A 20433-nucleotide genomic window follows, 5' to 3' on the forward strand; every position below is an offset into this window, starting at 1 on the left:
TGACTACCGACTATCTTTCTATCTCAAATACCACAATCTATTATAGTACTTTGGTAGATATATGTCAAATTCATTGGTTTTATACGACAGGATATGAGAGAGGCTCACTATATCCCGTCGTCACCCACGATCTTTTCACCCTTTGTTTGTCGCCCATTTAATTACTTCATTTAGTTCGTTCGTATATGATCGTGTTTGTTCAACTGTCCAGTCAAGCTCATCTTCCATGATCTCAATGATAGCCTTTTTATATGTGAACACACACTTAATGTTAAACAACAATGCGCCTGTCCGGCGGAAAAAAAAGTCTACAGGCGAAACAACCATTTCATATTCAATTGCATATTTTAGCTCTAACCATAAGACTCGTGGGATTAGATGCTCTCCTTTATGATATTGCTTAACCAAAGAGAATAAAACCGGCGCATTTGAACCGTAACGCCTTAAGAGATAAAGAGACTCTTCTCCATTTAATCCAGCTTTTATCCCTTCCTGTTTCTTTGATTCAATAAAAGTAGGGAAATATTTTGCTCCGCCTACTCTTCCACCTGACAACGGTAGATGTTTTGTCATACTTTTTGAAAACAATAGTTGATATTCTTCTTTTAACATAAACGAAACTTTGTCTACAATTGTCTCGGCCATTTTCCGGTAACCTGTTAATTTACCACCAGCAATCGTAATTAAACCGTGCTCTGACACCCAGATTTCATCTTTTCTCGAAATTTCTGACGGTGACTTTCCTTCTTCATGAATAAGTGGACGCACACCTGACCAACTAGATTCGATATCTGCTTCTGTCACCTTCACGTTTGGAAAAATCCCTTTAATTGCGTTCAGTAAATATTGCCTATCTTCATCTGTTATCGAAGGATGCACAGGATCACCTTTATAAAAGGTATCGGTCGTTCCAACATAGGTTTTCCCTTCCCTTGGAATAGCAAAAATCATTCGACCATCTTCACTGTCAAAGTAAATAGCTTGCTCTAATGGGAAAATAGAATGATCGATGACAATATGAACACCTTTTGTTAGTTTTAAAGATTTATTTTTCATTTGCTCATCTTTATCTAAAAGCTGTTCCACCCAAGGACCGGTTGCATTCACGCATTTTTTTCCGAAAACTTGAAAAGACTCATTACTTAGTTGGTCTTGCACCTCAACACCAATAATCGTTCCATCCCTATAAACAAAATCAGTTACTTTAGCATAATTAATCACATCTGCTCCTCGATGAGCGGCTTCTTTCATCACTTCAATAGTTAACCGTGCATCATCAGTCCGGTATTCCACATAATGACCACCACCAAGTAAACCTTCTTCTTTCAATAATGGTTCTTTTATTAGCACCTCTTCTTTATTTAACATTTCTCTTCTTTCATCTCTTTTAACTCCCGCAAGGAAATCATAGACCTTCAACCCAATTGATGTTGTGAACTTCCCGAAAGTTCCTTTTTGATAAAAAGGTAAGACCATCCATTCTGGTTTTGTAATATGAGGGCCGTTTTCATACACAATCGCCCGTTCTTTTCCTACTTCAGAAACGACATGAAATTCTAATTGTTTTAAATAACGTAGACCACCATGCACAAGTTTAGTTGAGCGACTTGACGTTCCTGCAGCAAAGTCCTGCATTTCAATTAAAGCTACTTTCATCCCTCTTGTCACAGCATCAAGGGCAATTCCAGCTCCTGTAATACCTCCACCGATAACAACGAGATCATACTCATTGTTAGTTAAATGCTGAATGGTAGTAGAACGATTTTTCACAGAAAATTTCATTTTCGTACCCTCCTGTTTTTTCAAATGGTGAAGTACCTTACTTAAATGCCATTGTTGCGTTGATTGCTGTTTGCCAGCCTTGATACAGTTTATCTCTTTCTTTTTCATCCATTTCTGGTTGAAATTCTTTATCTAGATCCCACTTCTTGGTAAGTTGCTTTTTGTTTTCCCAAAAACCAACAGCCAAGCCTGCTAAATATGCTGCTCCTAAAGCTGTCGTTTCATTAATCTTTGCCCGTTCAACAACTGTATCCAGTAAATCTGCTTGGAATTGCATGAGAAAGTTATTTTTTGCTGCACCGCCGTCCGTCCGTAAAGAAGTGATATCAATCCCCGAATCCTCAATCATCGCTTGTAATACATCCTTCGTTTGATAGGCAAGTGACTCCAAAGTGGCTCTTATAAAATGTTCCTTTTCCGTTCCACGAGTTAATCCAAAAATAGCTCCCCTTACCTCACTATCCCAATAAGGTGTACCTAAACCAACAAATGCAGGTACCATATACACACCTTCTGTTGATTGTACTTTTGTTGCGTAATCTTCACTATCCTCCGCATGCTTTAACATCCTCAAACCATCTCGTAACCATCCAAGAGCAGAACCGGCTACGAAAATACTCCCCTCAAGCGCATAGGTGATTTTACCATCTATCCCCCATGCTATCGTTGTTAAGAGACCATTATCTGAATGTACTGCTTTTTCACCTGTATTCATGAGCATAAAACAGCCCGTACCGTACGTATTTTTTGCCATACCTTCAGTAAAACATGCTTGACCAAATAATGCAGCTTGTTGATCACCTGCTGCGCCGGCTATAGGAACTGACTGACCGAAAAAATGATAAGGAGCCGTTTCTGCATATATCTCTGAAGAACTTTTCACTTCAGGCATCATAGAATGGTTTGCCCCAAATAAATCTAACAGTTCTTCATCCCATTTCAGGTCAAAAATATTAAACATTAGAGTTCTTGCCGCATTTGTATAGTCCGTGACATGAGCTTTACCACCGGATAATTTCCATATAAGCCATGTATCAATGGTCCCAAATAATACTTCCCCTTTTTTCACCTTTTCACGTGCACCTTCCACATGATCTAGGATCCACTTCACCTTTGTTCCAGAAAAGTAAGGGTCAATTAATAGACCAGTCTTTTGACGCACCTTCTCTTCCATTCCGTTTTTCTTAAGCTCTTTACAGATGTCGTTCGTTTGTCTAGATTGCCAAACAATGGCATGGTAGATGGGGTCTCCCGTTTCTTTGTCCCATAAAACTGTTGTTTCTCGTTGGTTCGTAATACCTATACCGGCAATTTGAATGGGAGTAACATTTGCCTCTGATAAAACACTAGCAATCACTGACAGTACACTTCCCCAAATTTCATTCGCATTATGTTCCACCCATCCAGGTTTCGGAAAATACTGTTTAATCTCTTTTTGCGCACTATGTACTGGTTCCCCTTCATGATTGAATAAAATTGCTCGAGAGCTCGTTGTTCCTTGATCTAATGAAAGAATATATTTTTCCAACCTTTTCCTCTCCTTTTATTTATTAAATATATGCTCATACATATGAAAAACCATAATTGAAAGCATTAACCAAATCGCTCCGACCAAAAAACCAGCCGCTACGTCACTAGGGTAATGGACACCTAAATATATCCTACTTAACCCAATCGACAAAATCAGTAACCCCATGATGATTGCTACAGCCCATTTCATACTTGTCTTTTTAGCTACATGAATGATGACAAAAGCAAGCGATCCGTAGAATATAAACGAGCCCATTGAATGTCCACTTGGAAAGGCATAGCCAGTTTCTTCAATTAATGGAAGGATATCTGGCCTTTCCCTTTTAAAATAGTGCTTAAGAGTCCAATTTAAAAGAGCCCCTACTCCCGATGTCAAACAAATATAAATAGCTAATGCATACTTCTTTTTTAAGACAAGAAGGACTATTACAACAACTGTGGCTATGACAAACCACAGCACAGAACCTAGGAAAGTAAAACGATCGATAAATGTGGTTAATGCAGGAGTTACATTTTGCTGGACAATATGAATGACCTCCATATCAAACCAAGCAAGATCATTGTTTGTGTAATCGAAAACGATAAACAAAAACATACCTAAAAATAGAATGAATAGTATGATGTTTGTCGTTATGTATAAGGTTGATTTTTTCATTGCCCATTCCTTTATATTTTTTAGGAAGTTGGAGAAGTCTAGACTTCTCCAATTGAATAAACAAAACTATGCTTCCTTCTTTGTCTTTGCAGCACTCGTTGATTTTTTCTTTTTTGACTTCGTCGTCGCTTTTTCTTTTTTCGGTTGTGGTGGTTTTGTTTGATCGATGGATGCTTGCAATGCAGCCATAAGATCAGTAACATTGGATGTCTTTGGTTGCTGTTGATTTGTTATTACTACCTCTTCCCCATTTTTCTTTGTTTCAATCAACTCTAGAAGTGCTTGGCGATATTCATCTGTATATTTCTCAGGTTCAAATGTTGTCGTTAGTTGGTCTATCAATAACAATGCGGTGTCTAATTCTTTTTTGGCTATTTTTTCTTCTGCAGGAATATTAGGCACATCTGCAAAATTTCTCACCTCATCAGGAAAGTGGATGGTTTCCATTACTAAAGTATTGTGAAAAACTCTAAGAAGAGCTAGCTGTTCTTTTGCGCGAATGATAATTTTCGCTATCCCCACTTTTTCAGACTCCTTCAAAGCTTCCCTTAATAAGGCATACGCTTTCGATCCACTATCTCCTGGAGATATATAATAAGATCGAGAAAAATATATCGGATCTACTTCATTGATTTTGACAAAATCTAAAATCTCCACTGCTTTATCTTCATTTTCTTTTTTTAACGCTTGTAATTCCTCTTCATCAAGTACGATAAATTTCCCTTTCGTGTACTCATATGCTTTCACTATATCACTTTGTTCCACAGGTTCATCACATACAGGACAAACTTTCTCATACTTAATAGGCGAATGACATTTACTATGCAAATTACGCAATTTAATATCTTTATCTTCAGTTGCCGCATGCAATTTGATCGGGATATTGACTAAACCGAAACTAATGCTTCCTTTCCACATTGTGTGCATCAGAAAACCTCCTCCATTCTTATTAATTGTATTTTTTCTCTGAGGATTATTCATATACACGTACAATGTTGGTAAGATTAGCTACATCTCTTTTATATGTCTTCATCTAACACTGTCTTTACAAAAAAAACAAGCAATAAAAGCAATAAACACCACAGCTGAATCTGTGGTGTTTGTGAAATCTGAGCCATTTTTTTAATAAACCGGATAAGGTGGGTATGGTGGGTATACAGGATATGGTGGATAAGGCGGGTACACCAGAGGTGCTAATAATGCGCCACCTAATAAACCTGCCGCTACACCACCTAAAAATGGACCACCAAAACCAAAACCAGGTCTCCCAAAGCCGGGGCCGCCAAAGCCTGGCCCTCCCCCAAAACCAGGACGACCACCATAAGGCCTTCTATATAAGTGAGTCTGTGTATATGCCGGGTAAAAGTGTTGATTCACCATTTAACCTCCTCTGTCGTTCTCTTTATATACTCCTTATAAACTATGTAAAACACCTAAATTTGCTGTAGGCAAAAACCTATCCGAAAACGATTTAAAAAACAAACGACTGAATGACTGGTTGCCTCATTGTATGATCTTTTGTCCACTCTAAGAAAGTAACCTTCACTTTTAAAATTGGAGAAAGCCATTCATGATTTTTCAATAAGCCGCTATAATTATGAAACGGACTTGCTCCCTGAAGTATTTGGTTAGTCACTTCAGTCACTTCACGCCAATCCTTTAAAGTAAGCTTGCTCGAGCCTGCACTGCCGATATAAATAAGCTCACCCTTTTCATTATATACACCTAAATCAATTGAACGAATAAGTGCTCCATTATAAGTTACCCCTCCAACAATAGCAATAAGGTCCTGTTCTTTTTTCTTTTTTAACCAGCGTTCATCTTTTCCTCCTAATATATAAGCACTATATAAATCCTTACAAACAATACCCTCTAATCCTTGCTCTATGACAGCATCATATAATGATTGACAGTCTCTAAAACTTTGGACGATTTGAATCTCATTTGTTGGCTGGATGATTTCCATCAACATCTCCTGGCGTCTATATAATGGGGTTTCAATCAGCCATTTACCGTTAAAATATAAGAGGTCAAATATCATATAAGTAATAGGAATTTCTGTCTGTAAATGATTGATTGTTACCGTATTCTTCCGCCGATCTCTTCTCATCACATCATAAAAAGAGGGAACACCGTCTTGAAAAGCGATTACCTCTCCATCTAAAATGAAGGAATTCCCCTTAATTAATGAGGGTAATTGATGTAATTCCGGATATTGGATGGTGCGCTCATTTCCTTTTCGATTAAAAATCCTTAAATTCTCTTTTTCATAATAAGTCAATATCCTTGTACCATCCCACTTTACTTGCGCTATCCATTGATCGCCATTTGGAATCTCATTTGTCATTTTTGGTTCAAAAGGAATAATTGGCTTCATTGGATCGATCCTCACTTGTATGTCTTTTTTTAATCTAACCATACTATGACCATGTGTAATAGGTTTTATGAATGTAAACCAAAATCTAGTCAAAGGATGGTTGAAGGTCATATGAGGAAAAAAGGTCGTTTCTTTATTACTGGCTGGAATGTTACAACTAATCAGTTTGAATATAGTATCGTATATCAAAATAAAGTAAAGGCAATGGGCGAATTTTCCGAAGGTCTAAATGAACAAGAATTGGCTATTTTAGTCAGCTTGATTCAAAAGAATGGAAAAAAAGTAAGTCAAGTAAAATACAGCATCTCCCCAAGCATTTGTATTCAACTTTGCTTTCGCGACATAATTGAGGATACCTTGATCCACCCTCAATTTATGCAATTCTTACCGACTGAGCAATGGGAAACATGTACTTGGGAGAGATTACTGATAGAAAATGCAAATATCGACTCTTCTATAGAAGTGACCCACCCAGAAAAACCGTTATGGGACAACCCAAAAATCAATAAAGAGCAGCTCATTGCATATCTTGTTTGCGTCGCTCCACGGTTGTTACCGTTTGTGAAGAATAGATTGTTAACAACCATTCGCTATCCACATGGCTATATAGGGAAAGAATGTTTCTATCAGAAGAATAAACCTGATTATGCACCGTCATTTGTGAATTCTTTTACAAAAGACGAAATCGACTATATCCTTTGTAATGATTTATCTACTCTTGTTTGGCTAGGTAATCAATTAGCACTAGAGTATCATACCCCTTTTGAAACAATTGGTAGCGACCATCCGCTTGATATTGTGTTCGACCTTGACCCACCAGATGAAACACACTTTCTACTAGCTGTTGATGCTGCACAGAAACTAAACAAGATTTTCGAAGAATTAAATATTATCGGCTTCCCAAAATTAACTGGTGGTAAGGGAATACAAGTACATATCCCAATTATGCATCATCATTTTTCTTATGAAGATACCAGACTGTTTACTTCGTTCATAGCTTCCTATTTAGTTGAAAAAAACCCAGATTTATTTACGACAGAAAGAATGAAAAAGAATCGCGGGAAAAAGTTATATATCGATTATATACAGCATGCAGAAGGAAAAACGATGATTGCTCCTTACTCTCCTAGAGGCAGAGAAGGTGCGATAATAGCAGCCCCACTCTATTGGGATGAAGTAAATAAACAACTGCAACGAAAGAATTTTTCACTAGACAACATTCGCAAGTATCGTTTAACTGATCGCTGCCCAATGGCAACCTTTTTCGAAACAAAAAATGACACGATTGCAAAAATTATAGATTCATTAAAAGGATAAAACTATACGCAAGCATATGCGATTTTTTGTGTTTTAGGAAGTGAAAGCTAAGCAAATCTGATATGCACGTTATCCAAAGCCAAAACGCATTTAAACGATTGCCTTTTCAGTTTACGTATCACTCAAAAGCTAAAACTGATTTGAACGTTTTGCTCATTCAGCATGCACGACATCAAGGAGCGAAAACACATATGAAACGACCTGCTAATGCAATTCCTGCGCGTTATTCAGATGAAAAAACAAAAAACCGAACCAACACTATTTACTCATAGTGCCGTTTCGGTCCAAAACCCTTTTTTCTTAAACATTTCTTAAGCATTTAATTGCTTGGTTAAAAAAGCAGAAGCTTCTTGTTGCAACTTCGCATATTGCATCATTTCTTCAATATATTCTTCGCTATTATCGACGGTAAATGTCCCTGGATGATTTATATCTATCTCAATTGTACATTGATAGACAAAGCTAGCATTACCAATAAGGTCGATTGTAAAGCTATCATTTTGCTTATGAACAATGCAACGGACCTTACCACCATTGTTATAAACCTCAATCGGCTGCTCATAGGTATTGATACTTTGCAGACATGTGACTAAACTTGAAGCCGACATCGCTGTCCCACATGCATTCGTAAAGCCCACCCCTCTTTCATACGTACGAACAAAAATCCCACCTTCTGGTAGTGGTTTGACGAAACTCACATTTACACCATCAGGAAAGTAATCATTTTCTCCGTTGACATACAAACTTATTTCTTCTTGAATATCTGATTGCATCTGTTCTTTTTCGACAATAGCAACAAGATGGGGATTAGGTACAGAAAGAGCAGTAAAAGCGATATCTTCCGAAAGGTCTTCCATCTTTTCATTGACTAATTGGTGCTGATTGATGTGAAGTGGTAAAGTAGCAACATCAAATGACACCGGTGAAATTTCTACCTTGTAAGTAGGGATATCTTTATAAATATCGCTTTCTTTACTAACATGAAGGGTTACTTTCATCGTATCAATTGTCGCCTCTTTGATTTTCAGTTTCTCACAAACATACCTCGCGACACAACGAAGACCGTTACCACACATGGAAGCTTCTGAACCATCTGCATTAAATACGCGCATTTTTGCATCAGCAACTTCACTGGCTAATATAAATAAAATCCCATCCGCACCGAGCTCACTGCCACGATTACAAAGACTAATCGTTAATTTCGCTCGTTCTTCATCACTCCACCCGAAGGACTGCTCCATTTCATCAATAATAAAAAAGTCATTTCCCGAACCGTGACATTTAATTAATTCTAATTTCATCATAAACCCTCTTTCTCTTTTAGGCTCTTCATTTATCTTCTATACATGTTTTTACCATTGTTCATGTGAATATAAACGTAATATTATTATAACGAGAAAAAGAAAGAGGGAGCAAAGAAAATTTATTTTTAACGAAAATGTTTATTAAAATTACTCATTTCAATCGCATTAACAGCTGCATCCCAGCCTTTGTTGCCTGCTTTTGTACCCGCTCTCTCAACCGCTTGTTCAATAGAATCAGTTGTTAACACACCAAAAATTACTGGAATGCCAGTTTGTAATGAAGTTGCTGCCACTCCTTTGGCTACCTCTGCATTCACATAATCAAAATGTGGTGTTGCCCCTCTAATAACTGTTCCAAGGGCAACAACCGCATCGTATTCGCCACTTTCCGCAAGTTTTTTCGCAGCTAGAGGAATTTCAAACGCTCCTGGTACCCAAGCTACCGTAATATCCTCTTCAGCCACATCGTGACGCTTGAAGCTATCTAATGCACCATCTAATAATTTTTTTGTAATAAACTCATTGAAACGTGATACAACAACAGCTACCTTTATTCCCGTTCCAATTAAATGTCCTTCTAGTATTGTATTCATTCTACTTCACTCCTAAATTAGATTAGTTTAATAATAATTGTGATTGCTTATAAGATATTAATTGTTCAATCGTAATCATCTTCAAATCATATTTTTCTGCTACTTTCTCTAACTCTGCTACTCTAGCCATTTCACCATTTTCTTTCATAATCTCGCATATAATCCCGACCGGACTTGCCTCAGCCAATTTTGCTAAATCTACTGCCGCTTCCGTATGGCCTGAACGCTCAAGGACGCCACCATCCTTCGCTATAAGGGGGAAAATATGACCTGGACGATTGAAGTCTGATGCTTGTGTTTTGTCGTCTAACATTTTTTCTACGGTTAAAAACCGTTCAAATGCACTTATACCAGTCGTTGTCTCTTTATAATCAATACTTACAGTAAAAGCAGTTTGATGGCTGTCTGTATTATTAGTTACCATCGGATGCAAGTCTAATTTTTTGGCGATTGACTGCTCAATCGGCACGCAAATAAGCCCTCTTCCCACTGTCGCCATAAAATTGATTGTTTCAGCTGAAGCATACTCGGCAACAGCGATAAAATCACCCTCATTCTCACGATTCTCATCATCACAAACGATAATCACTTTTCCCATTTTCAAGTCAGCAATCGCTTCTTCAATTGAGTGACTCATATATTCCCTCCTAACTTAAGAATCCATTATTCTCTAATAACTGTTCGAAATTTCTTTCACGTTTCGATGTGTCTGAAAAGGCAAATACATATTTAGCAAATAAATCATATTCGATATTGACAGTATCATTTGGCTTTTTTTCACTAATCACCGTTTCTTCAGCTGTATGAGGAATTAACGCAATCGTAAAATAACCATCCCCTACCTCCATCACTGTTAATGAAGTGCCATCAATAGCAACAGATCCTTTAGGTAGAATTAGATGCTGATACTTCTCTGATAGTGAAATTGAAAGATAAATCGCATTTTCTTGTCTTTGTTTTTTTAAAATTTTTCTCGTTTCATCCACATGACCACTTACATAATGGCCGCCAAATCTTCCTCCTGCTAACATCGCTCTTTCTAAATTCACATTGCTTCCTACTTTTAAAGAGGAAAGCGATGTCGCATGAAAAGTTTCTGGCATCACATCTGCTGTAAAACTTCTTTGTTGGAATTCGGTCACTGTTAAACAAACACCGTTCACAGCGATGCTATCACCGATATGGATATCATCCATAATCTTTGTAGCATTGAACACTAATTGAATAGTAGATCCACGATGAATCGTTCTTTGTACAGTACCGATTTCTTCGATAATACCTGTAAACAGAATGATCAACCTCTCTGCATAAGATTTATTCGTTTAAGTAAAAGTTGAAATTTTCCGCTCGGGGCAAATACGCGGTATCGGGAGAGTTTGTTGAAAATTACAAAAAGAGTTGGACTCACACTTATCGTTATCCCATATCATCACCACCCTTTTTAAAATACTCATGAATAAATAAACCCGTATACGAATACGTATACGGGAAAAGTAATCATGGCCAAATAAACGTCAAAATCAACTGTTTTTGAACGTTTTTACACACACGCATCCTTCTCCCATCCAGACTATACTGTCGGCTTTGGAATTGCACCAAATCCACCGTTCTCATTCCTGAGCCCGGGTCACGGACTAAGAGGTCACCCTCATCACCGCCGGTTGGGAATTTCACCCTGCCCCGAAGGATATTCTATTAAATTGTTGATACTATAGAGAACAGACAGTATCTAATACTTTTAAAATAAATAAAGATTCCCCTGCTCTTATTACAGTATCTAAATATAGGATAAATGTAAATAAGTAATTAATCAATAGAAAGAGTGTTAAATAGGAGATTATACATAAAGAAAACTAAAATAAACCATCACCCTAACATTTGAGACAGAAAAAGGATAATAGTTATATATCTAATATTATATTTCAAAACCCTACCTCAATTTTTTCTTTACTCCTTAAAGTTGTCAATTCATCTATGTATGATATAAAATACAGTTAAATACAGTTAAATACATTATTTCTATTAAATTACATAGAAAAGAAGGTGTGTTTTTGTAAATAACTATTCATCAGGACATAAAGATAACATAAAAATTACAAAATCCAACTATAAAAGGAAGCCCATCTATGAATAGAAAATTAATTATTATTTTCATCTTTCCTTTAATTTTAGTGTCTTGGATGATTTATTCTTGTAAGCAACCAATTGTACTAAAAGGAAAGAGCTCCGATGGAAATTGGAGAGCGGAATATAGCCCTCATCATTCTCCTAACCCTAAAGGGATTTGGAAAGGAGAGGCAACTTGGTTAGGAGGGACCAATCTCCCTACTCTGAATTTTTTGGTATTTAAATCTGGAGAGGAAATGGTCACTTTATACGATAAGCCAAGTGATTTTCCTCAGGGAGATGTTATTGAATTTGTCAGTATTGGAGACGCCCCGTTATATGCTAATTACTCTTTACAAATTAAATGGACATACGAAAACAAGGAATTTGATGAGGAAATAAAACTAGAAAGAAAGAAACGCTTTTTCATCTTACCGTTTTAATATTATCATTTGCATAAAGCAAATAGCGCTATTAATATTGCTGACAGTATTTTTATCTAAAAATAGCTCCAATTCTTTCTATAATAAATTCATCACACTCCATAAAGTTTGCTTCATTCACAATATTTCAGTGTTCTACTATCTGCAAAAAGGTTTACAAACCGTTCATCATTGATTTGCACACTATTGGCTTCAATAAAAAATGAGTCTTTATTATTTACTTGAAAGTAAAAATTAGTTTTAGCATGTAATTTTTCGATTTCTTTCAAATCTGATTCTAAACTTTCAATTTTTATATGACCAAAACCATTCTTGTGATAACTAATTTCGCTTAATAAATTCGCATCAGTAAAACTACGGTCATTTAAGCGTATCGTTCCTACATTAGGCTCTTGATAAACAAAGAACGACATCACTTCCTTTATGAAGATGTAGGTTCTCTTAATTTGTTGTTTATGACAACTAAGTAATTTTAATGTAATGGATTCATTTAAATAATCAATCTGTAAATCATCTAAATCCCAGTATTCTGCTTTTTCGGCAAACAAAGTATTTATTCTATTTGGACCGCTAGACATCTGATCACCCCGTTTACTTTTTTCTATTACCTGTGGAAAGCACACAATCCACCGGCGATATTTCAGTCAACCATCTTCTTTTTGACAGTTTATTCCCCTTTGTTTTCGAGTATTTCAATATACCTTTCAAAATTGTCATTGAATCTTTGTTGTTCATAATGACCATCATTCCCTAAACTATTATCTAGTAGACTCTCAATCGCTCCAGCAATAGTACAGGATCCCAATATAAAGCAAATTCCAATAATCCAAGCAGCATTAAGTAAATCTTTCCTGTTTATGTTCATCATTTTTCTCCTATCCTTTAATTGTTGGACATCGAATTACATAGAACCGTTTTTTCGGTAATTTCTTAATGACGGTAACACTATTTGCTAATCCGTCTTACAGAAGATTACTCATCTTCGTAGAAAGTATCATACATTTCAGGGAATAGATCTTTTAATCTCCTTATCGTATGCGCATTTGCAACAATATCCAGTACATCAGAACTAATATAAAATAAAAAAGCACGATGCACAAAACAAATATAGAGTGACGTGTGACCATCAATCATTTTAAGGCTATAGCGAAAAAACGCAGATGATTTGACGTTCTTTACTGTTGAAAAGACAAAATAACTGCTCATCTCTTCTTGCCAAACTACTTCATTAGACCAATTATTTATTTTAAAAAACCGCCGTAAATTTAACTTTTCTCTCCTTACCCTTGTGCTATTAATATCTTGATAACCAGAAATAAACGTCATATCTAACTTTTCCTCTATAGGAAATAGATGATGAAATAAGCTTTTCGCTAAACCTGGATGTTGCCTGAATGTCTCTAAACCGAACCGAATTCGATTGTCTTTCACTACTTGAAAATAAGGCGTTGCGGCGTTCGTCATATCAACACCGAAAGTATTTGCAGGGATCATTCTACCACTCGCTTCTTCACAAAATATAATGATTACCATAATTATACACTCATTTCATACTAACCGCTTATATATTTCTTTCACACTTCTTTCCTTAACCTGCGTTCACTTAGAAAATAAAAAAGCACGTGCTCATTCCACCTTTAAGCAGAATCTACACGTGCTTCATTCAATCATTTCCTTATTTAATTAACTCTAACTCAACAGGGATAAATTCTTCCACCGTTTCACCATCGAGTACTTTTTTGGCTATTTCTACAGCTTGCTCGCCCATTCTGTCTGGTTTTTGAGCGACTGTTGCTGCCATATCGCCACCTTCAACTGCAGCAATGGCATCATCTGTTGCGTCGAACCCGACAACAATGACATCTTTCAATCCAGCAGCCGTTAATGCTTGATAAGCACCAAGTGCCATTTCATCATTATGAGCAAATACAGCTTGGACATCTTTATTGCTTTGGATGATGTTTTCCATTACTGTTAAGCCTTCTGCACGATCAAAATTCGCAGATTGTTTTGTTGCTACTTCCACATTGTCAGATGCTTCAATGGCTTCATTGAAACCCGCACCTCTTTCGCGTGCTGCCGATGAACCAGGGATCCCTTCAAGTTCAACTACTTTTCCTTCGCCATCAAGTTGTTCAATGATAAATTCTCCTGCCATTTTACCCCCTTCTGCATTATCAGAAGCTACGTGAGCGACAACTTCGCCACCTTCTGCACTTCTATCAACAGTAATAACCGGGATATCTGCATTATTAGCTGATGTAATGGCAGAAGCAACCGCTGCTGAATCAGCTGGATTAATAATTAATAAGTCAACACCTTGTTGAATTAAATCCTCAATATCACTTACTTGTGTTGCTGGGTCATCTTGTGCATCTACTGTTTTAATCGCATAACCAAGCTCTTTTGCCTTCGCCTCTGCACTATCACGTAGTGTAACAAAGAAAGGATTATTTAATGTAGAAATCGATAGACCAATTGTTTTTTCTCCTGATGCTTTTTCATCATTATCAGTTGCTTCATTATCATCAGCCCCATTATTTAATGAACATGCACCTAATAAAGCGACTACTAAAACCAAAGTAAGAAGCTTCCATATTTTTTTCATTTGAGTATTCCTCCTTCATAGGTTTGCAAATCATATATGTTAAGCAGCTTTCTTTCTATCAATTAGTACAGCTAATAGAATGACGCCGCCCTTCACCACTTGTTGGTAGAAAGATGATACATTTAATAAATTCAAACCATTATTAAGTACACCAATAATCAAAGCACCAATTAATGTACCAAAGATCCATCCGCGTCCGCCTGAAAGACTTGTCCCACCAAGAACAACTGCCGCAATGGCATCTAATTCGTAGCTTGTACCAGCTGTTGGCTGTGCAGAGTCAAGACGAGAAGTTAACGTAATTCCGGCAACTGCAGCAAATAATCCTGAAATCGCATAAACACCCATTTTCAAGCGATCCACTTTTAAACCAGAGAGCTTAGCGGCTTCTTCATTCCCACCAATCGCATAAACACCGCGACCAAAAGTTGTTTTCTTTAGCAAGAAGTATAAAAATAAATAAGCTAACAGCATCGTAACAACAGGAAATGGTACCCCGAGAAAATAACCTTTACCAATCATTTGAAAGCTAAAAGCATCAGATAGACCAGTTATTGGTCGACCTTCTGTATAAACAAGTGTTAACCCTCTGAAAATTGTCATTGTCGCTAATGTTGCAATAAAAGGAGCGACTTTACCTTTTGCAATAATTACGCCGTTGACAAGTCCCATTAAAGCACCTGCTAATAAACCGAGAAGAACCGCAATTACCGGATCCATACCACTAGCTAACATACCTGCAGTAAGTGCGGAAGATAGCGCTAAAATCGAACCGACAGATAAGTCGATTCCCCCTGTCAAGATAACAAATGTCATTCCAAACGCAATTAAAGCATTGATTGAAACTTGTCTTAATACGTTCAGTATATTGTCAGCTGTTGTAAAGCTTGGACTCATAACCGATAAAATAATAATGATGAGCAGTAAGCCTAAAACCGGTCCTAGCTTTTGAATGGAGCCGATGCCTTTACTAATTTTGTTCATGCTTTGTCCCTCCTGTTGCTGCTTCCATAATTTTTTCTTGAGTCGCATCTGTTTTTTCCAGAATGGCGGCTACTTTCCCTTCATGAATCACCATAATACGATCTGACATACCTAGTATCTCTGGTAACTCAGATGAGACCATAATAATGGAATGGCCCTTCATTGTTTCTTCATTCATAATCGTATATATCTCTTTTTTTGCTCCTACATCCACACCACGAGTAGGTTCGTCCAAAATTAACAGTGTTGGATCGATTCCAAGCCATTTTCCAAAGACCACTTTTTGTTGGTTCCCACCACTTAAATTCTTAACTTCTTGTTCTGGACCGGCTGTTTTAATTTTTAACTTGTCTATCATTTCTTTGGAGAAAGCTTTTTCCTTTTTAGTAGACATAATGGCACTTTGCGAAAGCGCTTTTAAATTAGGAACGGCTAAATTCTCCCTTACACTTAATCCAAGTATAAGACCTTCATCTTTACGGTCTTCTGTAATGAAACCGATACCGGCAGCAATTGCTTGTTTTGGTGCACGAATGTGTAGTTCTTGACCATTCAAAAATATCTTCCCAGACGATTTCTTTCGTGACCCAAAAATCGCTTCCATGATCTCCGTTCTTCCAGCTCCCATTAAACCGGCGACGCCAAGTATCTCACCTTTTCTAACATCAAATGAAATATTAGAAAAATGATCTTTCACACTTAAGTTCTCGACTTTGAAAAAAACATCACCAATTGTTGCCGTCCGAGCCGGGTAACGCTCACCAATTTCTCTACCAACCATCATTTTCACGATTTCATCGAATGAGGTGTCTGTGGTATATTTCGTTCCTATTGATTGACCATCTCGTAAAACCGTAATACGGTCACACATTTTAAAAATCTCTTCCATGCGATGAGATATATAAATGATTGCCACATTCTCTTTTCGCAATTGATCAATAACGGAAAATAATGTATCAATCTCTCTATCTGTTAAAGCGGCTGTTGGTTCATCCATGATAAGAACTTCAGAATTGGCAGCGATTGCTCTTGCAATTTCAATCATTTGTTGTTGTCCAACGGAAAGTTCTCCAGCAGGCTGTTTTACATCCATTTCAATGCCTAAGCGCTTTAAATGCTTTTCTGCTTTTACATTCATCTCTCTCGTCTTTAATAAACCGAAAGTACTTAATTCTTTACCTAAGAACATATTTTCAGCCACTGTTAAATAAGGAATAATATTTAACTCTTGATGAATGACAGCAATACCATTTTTTTCTGCATCTTTCGGTGAAGAAAATACGGCCTTATTCCCTTTATAATAAATCTCACCTTGATTGCTTTCATGAATGCCTGTAAGGATTTTAATTAAGGTCGATTTCCCTGCCCCATTCTCACCCATAAGCGCATGGATTTCCCCAGCTCTCAAGTCAAAATCAACGCCTTTGAGTACTTCCACCGAATAGAAGGATTTATGAATATTCTTCATTTCTATTATTGATGATTGCTTCATTAAAATATCACTCCTGACGTTAATATGATGTTAGCGTAAGGGGAAGCTTCTCCAGTTCGTATAATCGCCTTTGCTTTTTCCGTTTTTTTCTTAAATGTTTCATGCGAGACATAGCTACAATCAGAGAACTTGTCTTTAATTGCTAAAAATAACGGTTCATTATCTGTTTTAATTTCAGTTGCTAATGTGACACTCTCTATCATTAATTCTTTTTCAAGCTCATTTAAGACGTCTAAAAAGGAAGGTGTCCCTAGCTTTAGAGCTAGGTCAATTTTTTTTACACCATCTGGGATAGGTAGTCCACAATCAGCAATAACAATTGTATCTGTATGTCCCATATCACTGATGACTTTTGTTATATCACTATTCAGCATTCCTTGTTTCTTCATGATGATTCACTTCCATTTTTTCAATTTCAGCTTTTGTCGGCATTCCTACTTGTGCACCCATTTTCGTTACAGATAAACCTGCAGCCTTTATTGCGAACGTAATTGCCTGTTCTATTGTTAAGCCATCATCAAGGGCAACCGCTAAAGCGCCATTAAAAGTATCTCCTGCTCCAGTCGTATCAACCGCCTTTACCTTAACAGCAGGAATGGTCATAAGTTCCCCGTTTTTAAAGAACGCGGCACCTTCATTTCCTTTTGTAATGACAAGCTTTTTTTTCAGTAGTTCCGTTGCCTCTGTATCATTTGCATATGCTTCGAATAACTGTTTCGCTTCATATTCATTCGGTGTGAGGTAAGTTACTAACTCAAACCAATGAGAAGGAATATGATGGAAGGGAGCTGGATTTAAAATGACACCGACATTGCCCTCTGCCGCAATCTCTAGTACTTTTTCTACGGCAGACAATGGAATTTCTAATTGCAGAAGCACCCATTCACTCGCTAAAATATCATCGCGATATGCTTCTATAACGTCACTTGTCATTAAATGATTGGCACCAGGTACAACAATAATTTTATTATCATGGTTATACACTGTTATGCTTGCTGTTCCAGTACGTACAGATTTTTCTATTTGGATACTTTCCGTATTGATATGCATGTCATTAAAATAATTCATATACTCTTGACCAAAAGGGTCATCGCCGACTTTACCAATCATTTTCACATTCGCTCCAAGCTTAGCTGCAGCCACTGCTTGGTTTGCTCCTTTACCACCTGGCACAGTAAAAAATGATTCTCCCATCACGGTTTCACCCATTGACGGGTCTATACTTGTTACCGTGACTAGATCCATATTGATGCTTCCGATTACTGTAATCATCTAATCACTCTCCTTCTTCTGATTTAATGCGTTGTTGTTTCTCTTATTTTTAGTTCGGTCGGGAATACAATATGATCCTGACCTTCTTCCTTTCCGTTGATACGGTTCAAAAGCATGGTTGCTGCTTTTTTCCCCATCTCATATATTGGTTGAGCGATGGTTGTAATTTCTGGTGAAACAGTTTCCGTCCACTCAATTCCATCAAAACCAATGATTTGAAGTTCTTTCGGTACATTAATCCCGAGCTTTGTGCATGCCTTTAGGGCACCAACTGCCATCACATCATTACCTGTGAATATGGCATCAATGTCCTTCTGTTCGTGCAGGAGACGAAATGTAGCTTCTTGGGCTGTTTTCATTTGATAATGACCTTCACTTATATACACAGGTCTTTCTAGTGCCATCATGACATCTTGGTATGCTTTTTTCCTCAGTTGGGAATTGATAATATTTTCTGGTCCACTAATATGGGCGATTTTCTCGCAGCCATTTTCAACTAAATGCATAACTGCCCTTCTCGCTTCCTGATAATTATCTATCGTCACTGAGGGAATACTTTCATGGAACACACGGTCAAGTGCAACTACCGGGATCTGTAAATTGGCGAGATGGCTTTCATTCATATGATTGGATACAATGATTACGCCATCAATATAGTTTTCCGCCATTTTATTTAAATACATCAGTTCCTTTTCTAAATTGTCATCACTATTACATAGAAAAGTAGTATACCCTTGTGCTACTGTCACATCTTCCACAGCGCGGACAAGTTGTGGGAAGAATGGGTTTGTAATATCAGGGACAATGTACCCAATCATTTTTGACTGCTTTTTAAATAGGCTACGCGCTACATTATTAGGTCGGTAGTTAAGTGCTTTGATCGCTTCTTCCACTTTTGTTTGCGTTTCCTTTTGGACATATCCTTTTTTATTTATCACTCTCGATACAGTCGCAACAGAAACATTTGCATACTTTGCTACTTCTTTAATTGTGGCTATATGAATCATCACCTTACATTTGTTAATACTCTTATTATTAAACTTATATTAAAAGGTAGTATGTAACCCGTTACATATTAGACACTCACTATCTGAAGCGTTATTCTCTCATGACTAGGAAAGGCATGTAACGGGTTACATATTTCAGAAAAACTATTTTATTTGATATGTAACGCGTTACACACTCATCTGTAACCGTTTACACAAATTTAGTTTACCATCTATTAAAATTTTGTCAACTTTATTTTATCCCTCCTTTTTATAGAGAGGATTTCTGTTCTATCACCACTTGTTTATACGGTCCTTGAATGGTAACTTTCATGAGTTGCGCAGCCATATATTTAGCGGTATACGGACAATCATTTTTCAACCACCATATAATCACACCTAAAAACGCAGAAGCGTAGAAGCGTATGGCCATTTCTCTTGGTATAGTCAATAAGTCATCATCTGGTTGCATAACGGTCATGCCATCTGCAATAAATTCGCTCAACACAGCTGTTAGTTTATCACGAAAATGAGGCATTGTACTTTCAGACAGCAACACTCTATATATGTAATCATATGTGCCAATTTGCGCAAATAATTGAATAAAGCTTTCATTTGGTGATTCAGTATCATACGTCCCCTTACTTGCTACAAAAGAAGTCTTCATTGCTTCTTTTAACTCATCAATCATGTCATCTGTACTTTGCTCAAGCAAATCGTATTTATCTGTAAAATGGAGATAAAAAGTAGCGCGGTTCAGCATCGCTTTTTTTGTAATTGCCTGCACCGTTACTTTTTCAAAACCTTGTTCTTCTATTAAAGAAATAAGGGCGTCAGTTAACATTCGCTTTGTTCTTACTACACGGGGATCGACTTTTTCTTTTTTCGACATTTTTCTGCTCCTTGTATTAATTATTCTTATTTTTAAACAAATTTGTATGAACTGTTGAGTATACAACGATCTCAACTTTTTTGTTCATTGCT

Annotated in this window: 21 protein-coding genes, 1 pseudogene and 1 riboswitch; of the genes and pseudogenes, 2 read left to right on the forward strand and 20 right to left on the reverse strand. The window is 37.0% G+C overall.

The window, feature by feature from the left end:
• Positions 1–135: 135 nt before the first annotated feature.
• The 6 genes from U9M49_RS06245 to U9M49_RS06270 all read right to left on the reverse strand — a co-directional run bounded on the left by U9M49_RS06245 (position 136) and on the right by U9M49_RS06270 (position 6344).
• Positions 136–1782, reverse strand: a complete 1647-nt coding sequence (locus U9M49_RS06245) for a glycerol-3-phosphate dehydrogenase/oxidase (protein WP_095372949.1) — start codon at positions 1780–1782, stop codon at positions 136–138.
• 37 nt (positions 1783–1819) lie between these two features.
• On the reverse strand, positions 1820–3310 hold the full coding sequence (glpK, locus tag U9M49_RS06250; RefSeq protein WP_322909499.1) for a glycerol kinase GlpK: 1491 nt from the start codon (positions 3308–3310) through the stop codon (positions 1820–1822).
• Positions 3311–3325: 15 nt separating this feature from the next.
• On the reverse strand, positions 3326–3967 hold the full coding sequence (locus tag U9M49_RS06255) for a phosphatase PAP2 family protein (RefSeq protein WP_095372947.1): 642 nt from the start codon (positions 3965–3967) through the stop codon (positions 3326–3328).
• A gap of 66 nt (positions 3968–4033) precedes the next feature.
• A complete protein-coding gene (locus U9M49_RS06260) occupies positions 4034–4894 on the reverse strand; it encodes a Ku protein (RefSeq protein WP_095372946.1) in 861 nt (286 codons plus the stop codon).
• A 195-nt stretch (positions 4895–5089) separates the two neighbouring features.
• A complete protein-coding gene (locus U9M49_RS06265; RefSeq protein ID WP_233435229.1) occupies positions 5090–5344 on the reverse strand; it encodes a spore coat protein in 255 nt (84 codons plus the stop codon).
• Positions 5345–5438: 94 nt separating this feature from the next.
• Positions 5439–6344: an RNA ligase family protein gene (locus tag U9M49_RS06270; protein ID WP_095372944.1), complete on the reverse strand. Its 906-nt coding sequence runs from the start codon at positions 6342–6344 to the stop codon at positions 5439–5441.
• 111 nt (positions 6345–6455) lie between these two features.
• Here U9M49_RS06270 and ligD point away from each other — a divergent pair, with 111 nt between their 5' ends.
• Positions 6456–7661: a DNA ligase D gene (gene ligD / locus U9M49_RS06275; RefSeq protein WP_322909500.1), complete on the forward strand. Its 1206-nt coding sequence runs from the start codon at positions 6456–6458 to the stop codon at positions 7659–7661.
• A gap of 311 nt (positions 7662–7972) precedes the next feature.
• Here the strand turns inward: ligD and dapF are convergent, their stop codons facing one another.
• The 4 genes and pseudogenes from dapF to ribE (U9M49_RS06295) form a co-directional block, all read right to left on the reverse strand.
• Positions 7973–8962: a diaminopimelate epimerase gene (dapF, locus tag U9M49_RS06280; RefSeq protein ID WP_095372941.1), complete on the reverse strand. Its 990-nt coding sequence runs from the start codon at positions 8960–8962 to the stop codon at positions 7973–7975.
• Positions 8963–9090: 128 nt separating this feature from the next.
• The gene (ribE, locus tag U9M49_RS06285) at positions 9091–9558 is read right to left on the reverse strand and encodes a 6,7-dimethyl-8-ribityllumazine synthase (RefSeq protein ID WP_095372940.1); all 468 of its coding nucleotides are present in this window, start codon (positions 9556–9558) and stop codon (positions 9091–9093) included.
• A 46-nt stretch (positions 9559–9604) separates the two neighbouring features.
• Positions 9605–10195, reverse strand: a pseudogene (gene ribB, locus U9M49_RS06290) (3,4-dihydroxy-2-butanone-4-phosphate synthase); the annotation flags it as partial.
• A 10-nt stretch (positions 10196–10205) separates the two neighbouring features.
• Positions 10206–10847: a riboflavin synthase gene (ribE, locus tag U9M49_RS06295; protein ID WP_095373660.1), complete on the reverse strand. Its 642-nt coding sequence runs from the start codon at positions 10845–10847 to the stop codon at positions 10206–10208.
• 260 nt (positions 10848–11107) lie between these two features.
• Positions 11108–11250: riboswitch (FMN riboswitch) on the reverse strand.
• A 434-nt stretch (positions 11251–11684) separates the two neighbouring features.
• Here ribE (U9M49_RS06295) and U9M49_RS06300 point away from each other — a divergent pair.
• Positions 11685–12107 (forward strand): hypothetical protein, encoded by a 423-nt coding sequence (locus U9M49_RS06300; RefSeq protein ID WP_322909502.1) that lies wholly within the window; start codon positions 11685–11687, stop codon positions 12105–12107.
• A gap of 113 nt (positions 12108–12220) precedes the next feature.
• Here the strand turns inward: U9M49_RS06300 and U9M49_RS06305 are convergent, their stop codons facing one another.
• The 10 genes from U9M49_RS06305 to U9M49_RS06350 form a co-directional block, all read right to left on the reverse strand.
• A complete protein-coding gene (locus U9M49_RS06305; RefSeq protein ID WP_095372937.1) occupies positions 12221–12685 on the reverse strand; it encodes a hypothetical protein in 465 nt (154 codons plus the stop codon).
• Positions 12686–12774: 89 nt separating this feature from the next.
• Positions 12775–12972, reverse strand: a complete 198-nt coding sequence (locus U9M49_RS06310) for a hypothetical protein (protein WP_095372936.1) — start codon at positions 12970–12972, stop codon at positions 12775–12777.
• A 107-nt stretch (positions 12973–13079) separates the two neighbouring features.
• A complete protein-coding gene (locus tag U9M49_RS06315; protein ID WP_322909503.1) occupies positions 13080–13640 on the reverse strand; it encodes a hypothetical protein in 561 nt (186 codons plus the stop codon).
• A gap of 142 nt (positions 13641–13782) precedes the next feature.
• On the reverse strand, positions 13783–14715 hold the full coding sequence (gene rbsB / locus U9M49_RS06320) for a ribose ABC transporter substrate-binding protein RbsB (RefSeq protein WP_095372934.1): 933 nt from the start codon (positions 14713–14715) through the stop codon (positions 13783–13785).
• 39 nt (positions 14716–14754) lie between these two features.
• Positions 14755–15699 (reverse strand): ABC transporter permease subunit, encoded by a 945-nt coding sequence (locus tag U9M49_RS06325; protein WP_095372933.1) that lies wholly within the window; start codon positions 15697–15699, stop codon positions 14755–14757.
• Positions 15686–17191: a sugar ABC transporter ATP-binding protein gene (locus U9M49_RS06330; RefSeq protein WP_307313344.1), complete on the reverse strand. Its 1506-nt coding sequence runs from the start codon at positions 17189–17191 to the stop codon at positions 15686–15688. Before U9M49_RS06330 ends, U9M49_RS06325 begins: the two co-directional genes overlap by 14 nt.
• A complete protein-coding gene (gene rbsD / locus U9M49_RS06335; RefSeq protein ID WP_307313342.1) occupies positions 17191–17580 on the reverse strand; it encodes a D-ribose pyranase in 390 nt (129 codons plus the stop codon). Before rbsD ends, U9M49_RS06330 begins: the two co-directional genes overlap by 1 nt.
• Entirely contained in the window at positions 17555–18463 is a 909-nt protein-coding gene (gene rbsK / locus U9M49_RS06340) for a ribokinase (RefSeq protein ID WP_095372932.1), read from the reverse strand. The genes rbsD and rbsK overlap by 26 nt, the downstream gene beginning before the upstream one ends.
• A gap of 23 nt (positions 18464–18486) precedes the next feature.
• Entirely contained in the window at positions 18487–19470 is a 984-nt protein-coding gene (locus U9M49_RS06345) for a LacI family DNA-binding transcriptional regulator (protein ID WP_263624248.1), read from the reverse strand.
• Between the two features lie 250 nt (positions 19471–19720).
• Positions 19721–20341 carry a TetR/AcrR family transcriptional regulator gene (locus tag U9M49_RS06350; RefSeq protein ID WP_095372931.1) on the reverse strand — a complete coding sequence of 207 codons (621 nt, stop codon included), beginning with the start codon at positions 20339–20341 and terminating at the stop codon, positions 19721–19723.
• Between the last annotated feature and the right edge of the window lie 92 nt (positions 20342–20433).

This window comes from Cytobacillus sp. OWB-43 (genome assembly GCF_034651445.1).
In the GTDB taxonomy this organism is placed as follows: Bacteria; Bacillota; Bacilli; order Bacillales; family Cytobacillaceae; genus Cytobacillus; species Cytobacillus kochii.